Annotated in this window: 8 protein-coding genes and 1 pseudogene; 3 read left to right on the top strand and 6 right to left on the bottom strand. The window is 39.8% G+C overall.

The features are described 5' to 3' along the window. Positions 1 to 306: 306 nt before the first annotated feature. From IPM34_11205 to IPM34_11230, 6 genes are all read right to left on the bottom strand, one after another. Positions 307 to 1,041 (bottom strand): inositol phosphorylceramide synthase, encoded by a 735-nt coding sequence (locus IPM34_11205; GenBank protein ID MBK8956107.1) that lies wholly within the window; start codon positions 1,039 to 1,041, stop codon positions 307 to 309. A 274-nt stretch (positions 1,042 to 1,315) separates the two neighbouring features. After that, positions 1,316 to 2,017 carry a CDP-alcohol phosphatidyltransferase family protein gene (locus IPM34_11210; protein ID MBK8956108.1) on the bottom strand — a complete coding sequence of 234 codons (702 nt, stop codon included), beginning with the start codon at positions 2,015 to 2,017 and terminating at the stop codon, positions 1,316 to 1,318. Positions 2,018 to 2,042: 25 nt separating this feature from the next. Then, the gene (locus IPM34_11215; GenBank protein ID MBK8956109.1) at positions 2,043 to 4,544 is read right to left on the bottom strand and encodes a carboxypeptidase-like regulatory domain-containing protein; all 2,502 of its coding nucleotides are present in this window, start codon (positions 4,542 to 4,544) and stop codon (positions 2,043 to 2,045) included. 216 nt (positions 4,545 to 4,760) lie between these two features. Continuing rightward, positions 4,761 to 5,216, bottom strand: coding sequence for a phosphatidylglycerophosphatase A (locus tag IPM34_11220; GenBank protein MBK8956110.1), 456 nt, complete (start codon positions 5,214 to 5,216; stop codon positions 4,761 to 4,763). After that, complete coding sequence (locus IPM34_11225; GenBank protein ID MBK8956111.1) at positions 5,217 to 6,560, bottom strand: inositol-3-phosphate synthase; 1,344 nt, start codon at positions 6,558 to 6,560, stop codon at positions 5,217 to 5,219. 19 nt (positions 6,561 to 6,579) lie between these two features. Next, on the bottom strand, positions 6,580 to 7,566 hold the full coding sequence (locus IPM34_11230; GenBank protein MBK8956112.1) for an NAD(P)-dependent oxidoreductase: 987 nt from the start codon (positions 7,564 to 7,566) through the stop codon (positions 6,580 to 6,582). Positions 7,567 to 7,704: 138 nt separating this feature from the next. Between IPM34_11230 and IPM34_11235 the strand changes: the two are divergent. The 3 genes and pseudogenes from IPM34_11235 (at position 7,705) to lhgO (ending at position 11,171) form a co-directional block, all read left to right on the top strand. Then, positions 7,705 to 8,691, top strand: a pseudogene (locus tag IPM34_11235) (aldo/keto reductase). A gap of 32 nt (positions 8,692 to 8,723) precedes the next feature. Beyond that, positions 8,724 to 9,953 (top strand): T9SS type A sorting domain-containing protein, encoded by a 1,230-nt coding sequence (locus IPM34_11240; GenBank protein MBK8956113.1) that lies wholly within the window; start codon positions 8,724 to 8,726, stop codon positions 9,951 to 9,953. A 21-nt stretch (positions 9,954 to 9,974) separates the two neighbouring features. After that, the gene (gene lhgO / locus IPM34_11245) at positions 9,975 to 11,171 is read left to right on the top strand and encodes an L-2-hydroxyglutarate oxidase (GenBank protein ID MBK8956114.1); all 1,197 of its coding nucleotides are present in this window, start codon (positions 9,975 to 9,977) and stop codon (positions 11,169 to 11,171) included. The last annotated feature ends 26 nt before the right edge of the window (positions 11,172 to 11,197 follow it).

Genomic DNA, 11,197 nt, shown 5'->3' on the forward strand with positions numbered 1-11,197 from the left:
AGGCATTTAGGCGTGGAGGCGTTTAGGCGTGGAGGCTTTTAGGCGTGGAGGCGTTTAGGCGTGGAGGCTTTTAGGCGTGGAGGCGTTTAGGCGTGGAGGCTTTTAGGCGTGGAGGCTTTTAGGCTTTTAGGCTTTTAGGCTTTTAGGCTTTTAGGCTTTTAGGCTTTTAGAAAGAAAATACACATGAACAGCAATGGTTCATTCACTAAATAATTTAATCAAAATGTTTAATTCAAGAAACTAATTTCAATGAACAAACGTTCGTTTACTAATTACTACTAACTAATAATTATTATCTATTAGTTATTAGTTATAATCATTTGTTTTTTCGATGCGGATGATTTCCGTATAATCCCGGAGAAGTGTTCTGATGTTATTTGATTTCTGGATGACGAATTCCGTAATCAACCAGCCAAGCAAACCGCACATAATTCCTGCAAGAATATCGATCACATAATGATGTTGTGTATAGATTGCAGCCCACCATATACCAATAGTCAACGATCCCAATACCAGACTCCATTTATAATATTTATTCTTTACACTGTATATAAAACCAACCAGTGGATATGCTGCATGAAGAGAAGGAAATGCTGCAAAAACGTTTGAACTCTTTTCATACATACCCTTATACAAATCAAAATTCAAAAGTGCATCCACTCTTAATAAACCAGCTGCATTTCCTGGAGTACTGGCAATAAAATCAAAACCATATTGCTGAACATACCAGGGTGGTGCTGCAGGGTAAGTATAATAAAGTATAAAACCCAGAATATTGCTTACTAAAAAACAAATAGAAAATTTTAATAATTGATAGGGATCTTTTACAAACAAATAAAATCCAAAAGCCAGCGGAACCGGTACCCAATTGATATAACACAGACCCGCCATGGCATCGCAGAAAAAGCATAAATTTTTTGCAAAGTATTCATTGGGGGTAAGTACTTCACCTTGATATGGAATTCCAAAGAATCTCTTTTCCCAATCGTATAAATCGCGAATGCTGACGTCCTGAAATAAATAATTAGGAAAGGCCTTCATTCCATCCCATATAATCCAATAGATTAAAAAAACAATAAAGGCAATTACGAATTTTTTACCGATAGGGTGTATCGTATAAGCGGTTAGACAAAATATGGACAAAAAAATGTGCTCGCCTTTAATCCCGATCAACGTGTTAAAGACAAATAAATACAACAATACTACCCCAAGGACTATATATTTGTCTGTACTGATTTTAAACACTGCAATTGTATTTTTATCACTCAAAATACCAATGGCAAATTTAGCTTACACCACGAGATATTCAAGAGAATTATGAATCCAATGTTCTTTTGCAGTGCATCAATCTGGTATATGCAGTATAATTTGCCATTATGGCCAAAGCTGCAATGGGCAAGGTAAAAAATGAAATGGTTTCGAAAATATGAAAGGGAATACCTTGAATGTGCCAATAAAAATCCCCAAAAAAGTAAGACATCAAACCACATAAAATTCCGGATAGTCCCAGCGTTATGATCCGTTCAGGCCTTTGCATGAGTCCGTCACTGCAACTGATTCCTAGACCTTCCGCTCTGGCGCGGATATAACTCACCATCATAGATCCGATCATTGCGATAAAAGCAAAGAGGGAGCTTAAAAAATAGTGATAGGATACCAGATAGTAACAGATGCCTAAAAACATGACCAATTCGCTGTAGCGATCCAGGACAGAATCATAAAGAGCGCCAAATTTTGAAGATGATCCGGTCTTTCTTGCCAATTGTCCATCCAGCATATCAAAAATACCAGCAGTTAAAATAAAGAAACCGCCCCAGCCAACATAGGAAAGATCCATGCGTTCACCTCGCTCGGCACCTAAAATAAACCACACAGCCACAAACACATTTAAAACAAATCCCAACGAAGTAATATGATTCGGCTTGAGACCCATGAAAATACAAAGCTCCACCAAAGGATTCAAAAATCGCTGCAATACCAGCTTAATTTGATCGCGTGCGTTATAGTTTGATTTCATTTCAACTTAACTCAAATTATTATCATCAGAATTCAAATTTTATCCTGGCCCGAATCCCCGATTTGGAAACATTTGGATTATCTAAATAATTTAACCTGCGCACATAATCCACCCGAACAATTTTAAAAATATTGTAAATTCCAACACTAGCTTCTACGTATGGCTTCTCTTCAAGTGTATAAGTAGTAGGAACTCCATCCAACGAAGCCGGAAATTTATAGACTTCGTCAGATTTATTTGGATCATTTTCATCGCGGACCCCGCCATAAAGCAATTTCACCGAAAAGACTTCTCTCCATTTAAGTTTTTTAAACAGCGGAATTTTATTAAAAAGAAACCCTCCCAGGTAGTGGTTGTAATTTAAGGCATAATATTGATCACTCACAAACTCAAGAAAATTCATCAGATTGTAAGAATTCAATTGATAGGAATAAGTTTGATTCGCCCTGTGTACATAGAGCAATGGAAATGGAACTTGCCCAAAAACTTTTCCACCTTCCAAAGTAAAATCTGCAAATCCTAACTGAGGAAAATAAATTCGTTTGTAAATACTCGCTGTCAGATTGTGGTATTCATATTCTCCGCCTAAAAAGTCTTTAAGACCCAAACCATATCGCAAGGTGAAAATAGGATATTTGTTAGGCAATGGAGTCCGGTATAACTTCCCTTGAAAATACTGCTCCCCGGGTGCCCACCGCAAGGTTAGACCAAGTTCCATTGTACGCAAACTGTTGATGCTATTCAATGTATCGCTGTAGTTGATTTTATTATAATGCAAAGTCCCGGCTGGCTGCTGCGTCCAATGTTTAAATTCAAATTTAATGGAACCGTGATTTTTAAATTCATTCAAATATTGAAATTTATAAATTTCATTGTACAGCCATTTCTCATTGTCACCTCTTTTAAAAGACAATAGAAAATTATCCTCCTGCACAAATTGCAGCTCCTGTCCGGGAATTTTTGTGTCTTTCTGATAACTGAATTTAAATTCCTTAACCGGAAATAAACTTATCCTTTCTTTGCTCATGGAGTATGTTCCTTCCAGAAAATATTTGAATTTATGGTCCTTAAATCCATAAGCGATATAGGTTTCAAACAATAGTTTGGTACTGAATTCCGGGGTGGTCCTTCCTCCCGCTCGCAACCTAAAGCCTTCGACAGGATTGAAGCTGTAAAATGTATTCACCGGCCCGATTTCAACAGGACCTGCAACTTTATACCCGGCCAGCAAAATCGTAGCTATATCCATGATCCTTCTGAATGAGGGTAACTTCTGCAAGCTATCCATAGCTGTATAAACACCAGCTTCTGATTTAGTCAAGGTATCATGCCGAACTGCCAGCCAAAAGGAATCACTTTGCGGGGCAATATTTTCTTGTTCTTCAACCACATCCCCACTATAATCAGATTCCGGTCGAATCTTATTAAAATTAAAATTCCTGTATGAAATATTCTTTTGTCCAAATATTCCCATTTTGGCATTGGCAATTCCGAAATCTGCCATGATTTCATCTTTTTCAAGAATGTATCCCAATGTATCGGCCTTGACAAATCGCTGACGAATCAATAATTCCTTTACCCAGTTTAAGTTGATCTCTTTGTTCACTCCCATCTTCACTTCCTTAACAGCGTAGCTTCCATTCTTCGTGATGAACAATTCCCCTTGAAATAAATAATCGGTGCGGTTTCTGGGATAAAAGGCGAGTTGAAAACAAGAGTCTTCATCAATCAAAACTGTATCTTTAATATAAAACCTGTAAAAACTTGGCGATAAATTTGCAATTGGACTCAGGAACAAATTGCCAAAGAGTGGAATATTACTTTCGTAAATATCGATATCCTGATACAGGTACTGGAAGTATTCGGCCAGAGAATTATCATCGATAAACTGACTAAAATTCACAAACCGTTCTCCTTTACTGATCTCCTTAATCGCTTTGGGATCTTTTCTGTAATAAACATCCCAGATGTTTTCTTTGAGGTAAACAGGGAGTAAAGGCTTTCCGTTCATTTTCGAAGAATCCAGATTATCAAAAACAAACTGAAAATTCTTGAATATTTTTTTATTTCTGAATTTTTCCGACACATTACTCAAAGCGAATTCAAGCTTTTGATACTTCTCGTATTCATAAAAATTGAAATTCGATTTTTTGTTATACTTTTTATGTTCGATTACTTTTTCAATCAATTCGACAGCCGGATTATTTTTCTTTGAGTACTTCTGTTTTCCAGACTTTACAACAACTTCCTTCAATGAGCTGGTGACTGGTTTTAGCTGAAAATGAATAACTTGTGATTCTCCATATTTTACCGGGATTATTCTGGTTTCATATCCCACGTATCGTGCCTCGAGATTTAAATATTTCTTGGAGGTTTCTAATGAGTACAGTCCGTCAAAATCTGTATTCGTACCTGTCGTTGTATTGGAAAAAAGCACATTTGCAAATGGAAGCGGTTCTTTCGTAACGGCATCTATAACATGCCCCTTAATGATGGTACGTTGAGCAAAACCCACATTTGCTACCATCCACAGGAATAATAACAACAGAGGCAATTTAAATGCTGAAGTAAAACTTATATTTAATACCAAGGCTGATCAGTATTTTATTTCTGGCTATTCGAGATCAAAGCTCAAGTCGATTATTTCTCAAAGGTACAAATCCAACTTTTGCACCACATTAAACAAACCTAAACTTTGAAAGTTGAAAATCAAGTTAAATAAAACATACACCTAAGCCCGGTTTCAAAATACCCCTAAAAATATCGATAATCGGAGTATGATATTGGTATAAAAACCCGCGATGAGATCATCTGCCATGATCCCCCAACCATCTTTGAGTTTTTCGCCATGCCTGATCCCCAAAGGCTTGAAAATATCCAACAACCTGAATAGAATAAATCCCGCAAGAACTTCGGGCCAGTTCAGAGGAATTCCGGCCATACTGAGAAACATCCCCGCCACTTCATCAATGACCACTTTCTGCGGATCCTTACCCCATAACACGACCAATTTCGAAGATGCCCATATTCCTGCTATACAAATTAAAGCCACCAATACCGCAAATTCCAGCTTCCCCATCATACGATCGGGAAATATCCACATCAGAAGAAGTATACTCACTCCGGCTGCAATGCTTCCTGCCCCTTTTCCGATATAACCTATCCCAAAGAAGCTGGCTATACATTTTTCAATAAACATTTAAAGAGATTCCATCAGGTCTTCGTAGTAATCCAGACCCAGGTGAGTAATCAGGTCCTCCCCCATCAGGTATCTGAGGGTATTTTGGAGTTTGATCAATTGCTTAAAAATATCGTGCTCGTGTTTCAAGCCTTCTTTTACCTGCGGTGATTTATAATAAAACGACAACCACTCCTGAATTCCCTTCATTTGAGCCCGCTGGGCCAGGTCCATAAAAAGGGCGAGATCCAACACGATGGGTGCTGCCAAAATGGAATCCCTGCATAAAAAATTGATTTTGATTTGCATAGGATATCCCATCCATCCAAAAATATCAATATTGTCCCAGCTTTCCTTGTTGTCACCTCTGGGTGGATAATAATTGATTCTGACCTTATGATACATTTCGCCATACAAATCGGGATTGGACTGCGGATCAAAAATCTCTTCCAAAACGCTTAATTTAGAAACCTCCTTGGTTTTAAAATTCTCAGGGTCATCCAATACTTTACCGTCCCGGTTCCCAAGTATGTTGGTCGAAAACCAACCCGAAACCCCAATGGCCCGAGAGTACAGACCCGGCGCCACAATGGTCTTCATCAGCGTCTGACCGGTTTTAAAATCTTTACCTGAAATTGGGGTATTAGTTTGATGAGCGAGTTCTAATAATGCCGGAATATCACAGGTCAGATTAGGTGCTCCATTTGCAAAAGGTATGGATAATTTCAATGCGGCATAAGCATAGATCATGCTCGGAGAAATCCTAGGATCATTGTTCAAAAGCCCTTGCTCAAAAGATTTCAGGCTCATATGAACCTCGGAGGGTTCCACGTACTTTTCCGTAGAAGCACACCAGACGATGACTGCTCTGGAACAGCCATTCACCTGCATAAAATTTTTAATATCTTCCATGAGCATCGAAGCCAGGGCCATTTTTGTATCGGCTGTCTTGACGTTAGGACCATCGATGTTTTTCACATAGGTCTTATCAAAAACAGCGGGCATGGGTTTAATTTTCTCCAGTTCTTTCTTTAATGGCTCCAAATGTTTGGATTCCAGCACTTGCGCTGTTAAACAAGCCTCGTACATATTGTCTTCGAAGATATCCCATCCACCAAACACGAGGTCCTCAAGTCTTGCCAAAGGGACAAAATCCCGTATCATGGGATTTCTGTTTTCGGTTCTCTTACCGAGTCTGATCGTACTCATTTGGGTCAGAGAGCCTATGGGAAGCGCAATTTTTTTCTTAACTGCTTCAATACCAGCTATAAATGTTGTGGCAACAGCTCCCATGCCGGGAGTCAATATTGCAAGTTTTCCGGTAGCTGGGGCCGGTTTTTGAATGGAACTTTGATTCGATTGCATCGGATTTTTAATTTATTGACTACAACCAGCCTACGCGCTGGTACCAACGGATTGTTTCTTCCAGGCCTTTACGAAGATCGTATTGTGGTGCAAATTTAAAATCTCTGGCCAATTCCGATGTATCACATGCCCAACTTGGGGCCAATATTTCGTGTAGCTTGTCTCTGTTTAGCAAAGGAGGCTTTTTTAAGAACCGATGAATAAATTCACTTGCAACAGCCATAGTATATCCTATACCAACAGGTAAGCAGATGCGTCTTGGTCGGGAACTTAAGATTTGTGCAGCTTCATTTCCAAAATCCATTTTGTCGTAAATGCGACCATCTGAAACCAGGTACTTCTTTCTATTCACATCCGATTCCAGGGCATAAATGACAAGCTCTGCTAAATCTTCGATGTAAATAAAGCTAAGGTTTTGAGGAGACTTTCCAATGTAAATCTCCCAGCCTTTCTTCAGTAATTTAATCATTTCAAAAAAATCCCTTTCCCTTGGACCATAAACTCCGGTAGGTCTGAAGAAAATATAATTTAAAGCCTTCATCTCACTCAATTGTTTTTCAGCGAGTAATTTACTTTTGCCATAATGCGATTCGGGATTCTCTGCCATTTGGTTATTTAAAACTACCGTGTGGTCTTTACCAGGCCCCAGGGCAGCAAGGCTGCTTATAAATACGAATTTGCGTATAGGGTGACCGCACTCTACTGCAGCTTCGCCCATTAACTTACTCGCATGCGCATTCACTGCAAAATAGTCCTGAGGATTTTTTGTTTTGGTAATTCCCGCATTGTGTATGATGTATTCAATTTGGTTATTACGCAAGATATCCAGCATGGCCATTTTATCAAACAAACTGCATTCATGGCATTGCACAGATTTCCCTTGCAGGGTACTCAAATCGCTATTTTTTCTGATCGTGATATGAACATCAAACCCTTTTTCCAGCGCTTTATCTACCAAATGAGAACCCACAAATCCGGTAGCCCCTGTGATCAACAATGACTTCATAAAAGTAAATGTACAAACACTATCGATCATTCGTTCAATGTGTTTGAATGGCCTAAAAAATAACTGCTTTAAGATTGAAATTGCTCCGACTGGTTTGGATCGCGTAAATTGCGACACATAGACAGACAGGAAAATTTTATGGAGTACAGAAAATTAGGAAAATCAGGTTTACAGATCAGTGCATTGTCGTTAGGCAGCTGGGTGACTTTTGACAGGCAGGTCGATGAAGCGCATGCCACCAAATTGATGGATTAAGCCTACAACCAGGGCATCAACTTTTTTGACAATGCAGAAGTTTACGCGCACGGACAATCCGAAATCATTATGGGAAGAGTGCTTCGAAATCTGGGATGGGACCGAAGCAGCTATCTCGTTTCCAGCAAAGCATTTTTTGGCCGGGGCGACAAGCGGCCAAACATGACCGGATTAAGCCGCAAACATTTGACAGAAGCTTGTCACGAAGCTCTTCTCAGGCTTCAACTCTCTTATCTGGATCTATTTTTTGCACACAGGCCCGATAAAAACACGCCGATGGAAGAAACAGTGTGGACCATGCACCAACTCATTCAGCAGGGCAAAATATTGTACTGGGGCACATCTGAGTGGTCAGCACAGGAAATTATGGAAGCACACATGGTTGCCCGCGAAAACCATTTGATCGGACCTGTGATGGAACAGCCGCAATACAACATGCTGACCCGTTATAAAATGGAAGTGGAATTATCCCAGATCTTCAAAACCGTCGGGCTGGGAACTACCATTTGGTCGCCTCTGGCATCGGGAATTCTTTCAGGCAAATATCTGAACAACCAAATTCCCTCTGGTTCGAGATTCGACCTTCCCGAATATACCTGGCTTAAGGAAAAGAATTTAACTGAAGAAAATTTAGAGATTGTCCGGCAACTTCAGAAATTGGTCTCTGATGCTTCAATGACGATGGCACAATTGGCTATAGGTTGGTGTTTGATGAATTCAAACGTATCCACGGTGATTCTGGGCGCAACCCAGATCTCACAGTTAGAAGAAAATCTCAAATCCTTAGACCACATGAGTTTTTTCGACAGTCCTCAGATGGAAAAAATTGAATCCATACTGCACAACAAACCAAAGGCGCCAACTTATTGATTAATCTGTTAATTTTGTAAAAATTACTTCCTATGTCAAAGTTTCTCGTCGGGTTCTTTATAATTTTTTCAAGCCAACTGTTTTTAAATGCACAGTGCGATTATTCGAGAAACCAATATTCATTTAAAGTTGAGAAAGGTATTTTTTACGGAGTTGTGCCCGATTACAGGGGAATCATGGATTCCTTATTTTTAGATGTCTATTCTCCGGTTGGATCTCCTGAGCTCACGAAACCGCTTATTATTTGGGCTTTCGGAGGTGGATTCTTTCAAGGGAAACGGGAAGATTTTGCATCCATTTGCGAAGAAATGGCAAAACGAGGAATTATTTCAGCAACCATAGACTACAGGTTGGGTTTTGATGGGCCTGGATTGGGTCTTAATCCTCCATTTGCGTTTGATGCCGCAGAAGTTCTTCGTGCAGGATACAGAGGCGTTACAGATATGAAAGGAGCAATTCGCTTTCTCAAGGGAAAATCTTCTGATTACGAAATTGATCTGGACAGGATCTGGCTGGGTGGAGCCAGCGCCGGAGCCATGGTTGCGCTCAATGCCGCATTTTTAAATAAAGATTCAGAAAAACCCAAAGAAACTGGCGCCATCAGCCCAGCCAATGCAAAACAAAGACCCGACCTCGGACCCGTTGAAGGAACATTAAATTTAAACGGGCATAACACAGAAGTCCAGGGCGTATTCAATATATTCGGGGCACTACTCGACACGCTTGCAGTGGATGCTACAGATCGCATAGCAGTCATTTCCTATCACCAAACAAACGATCCTATTGTACCCTGCGTTGCCAACACCCCTTATTATCCGATTCCATTGATTTCCCAAAATTATCCTGTTGTTTATGGCAGTTGTGTAATTACTGAGCGTTTTAAATATCTTGGCATTCCGGAAACGCATTGGGAAACCTGGATTTACCCCGGTACGGAGCATGCTGTACACAATCAAAATGCCGTACTTGATTTTATGATCGAAAATGCCAAACCCTTTTTATGTAAAAACATTACAGCTCAAAACAACGAAACCCAAAGTTCACTCTACCTGTTGCCAAATCCGGCAGGCGAGACCATCCAAATTCCTGATCTGAAAAATTCGGCTGAATACAAAATCATGAACATGTCCGGGCATATTATGGCAAAAGGTTTGATCAAACGAAATGCTGCTATCGATGTAACAGAATTACCTTCCGGATTGTATATTTTGGAATTGCGGCAAAAGAATACAACCACCCTATTGAAGTGGATAAAATCCTAACATTCGTTAGTTCCATATACCATGTATGACATTTGCATCATAGGTGCCGGGATTATTGGCACTTCCACAGCTTATCAACTCTTGCAAAAAAATCCAGACCTGAAAATCCTGGTTCTCGAAAAAGAAAATTCCCCCGCTTACCACCAGACAGGTCACAATTCAGGCGTCATCCACTCTGGTATTTATTATAAACCAGGATCGTATAAGGCCAAAAACTGCCTGCTGGGCTACCAAATGTTGCTTGAATTCTGCGACCAGCATGAAATTGAATATAAAAAAATTGGAAAACTCATCGTCGCCAGTCAGAAAAGTGAAATTCCTAAACTGGAAGCTATTTATCAAAATGGCATTGCAAACGGTTTATCCAATTTGCAACTTCTCAATAGCGACCAGGTAAAAGAATCTGAACCCAATGTTACTGCAATCCAGGCAATTCATGTGCCTCAGGCAGCCATCGTAAATTACAAGTCGGTAGTTGAGAAAATAATTCAACTTTCAGCCCGGTTAGGCATGCATATCTTGTACTCAAAAGAAGTCTGTACTATTGATAATTCTTCGTCGGGTATAAAAATATTTTGCCAGGATGAGAGTGTATATAGTGCTCGTTTTCTCATCAATTGCGCAGGCCTGCAAAGTGACCGGATTACGAGACTCAGCGGAATAAAATTGCCTTATCGCATCATCCCTTTTAAAGGAATGTACTACAAATTAACAGAGCATAAAAAAGACATCGTTCAAAAATTAATTTACCCGGTACCTGATCCCAGATTCCCTTTCCTCGGAATTCACTACACCAGGCTAATGAATGGAGATCAGACTTTGGGGCCCAACGCGATACTCTCTCTCGATCGCGAAGGATACGAACCAGCGTCTTACAATGCTAAAGACATTTCAGAAATTTTAAAATTTCCGGGTTTTTGGAAACTCATTTTTAAATACTGGAAAACAGGACTCGGTGAATACCGCAGAAATTACTCCAAATCTTATTTTGCAAAAAAAGCTTCCGAAATGACCCCCGGAATTGAAGCATCAGACTTGGTCTATGCTGGTTCAGGCATTCGGGCACAACTCGTCGATTCTTCCGGTGGGCTGGTAGATGATTTTGTAAATATCCGGAATCACAACATGATTCACATTTGCAATGCACCGTCTCCGGCTGCTACTGCAGGACTTGCTATTGGTAAACAGATCAGCGAATCGTACTTCAAGGATAGATAAAACTATTGCTTAAAATTCATGATTCC

The organism is Saprospiraceae bacterium (assembly GCA_016716185.1).
GTDB lineage: Bacteria > Bacteroidota > Bacteroidia > Chitinophagales > Saprospiraceae > Vicinibacter.

What these genes read in the sequence shown, in the direction of transcription:
- IPM34_11205 (MBK8956107.1), bottom strand. Translation starts at nt 1,041, where the DNA reads ATGAAGGCCTTTCCTAATTATTTATTTCAGGACGTCAGCATTCGCGAT.
- IPM34_11210 (MBK8956108.1), bottom strand. Translation starts at nt 2,017, where the DNA reads ATGAAATCAAACTATAACGCACGCGATCAAATTAAGCTGGTATTGCAG.
- IPM34_11215 (MBK8956109.1), bottom strand. Translation starts at nt 4,544, where the DNA reads ATGGTAGCAAATGTGGGTTTTGCTCAACGTACCATCATTAAGGGGCAT.
- IPM34_11220 (MBK8956110.1), bottom strand. Translation starts at nt 5,216, where the DNA reads ATGTTTATTGAAAAATGTATAGCCAGCTTCTTTGGGATAGGTTATATC.
- IPM34_11225 (MBK8956111.1), bottom strand. Translation starts at nt 6,560, where the DNA reads ATGCAATCGAATCAAAGTTCCATTCAAAAACCGGCCCCAGCTACCGGA.
- IPM34_11230 (MBK8956112.1), bottom strand. Translation starts at nt 7,566, where the DNA reads ATGAAGTCATTGTTGATCACAGGGGCTACCGGATTTGTGGGTTCTCAT.
- IPM34_11240 (MBK8956113.1), top strand. Translation starts at nt 8,724, where the DNA reads ATGTCAAAGTTTCTCGTCGGGTTCTTTATAATTTTTTCAAGCCAACTG.
- lhgO (MBK8956114.1), top strand. Translation starts at nt 9,975, where the DNA reads ATGTATGACATTTGCATCATAGGTGCCGGGATTATTGGCACTTCCACA.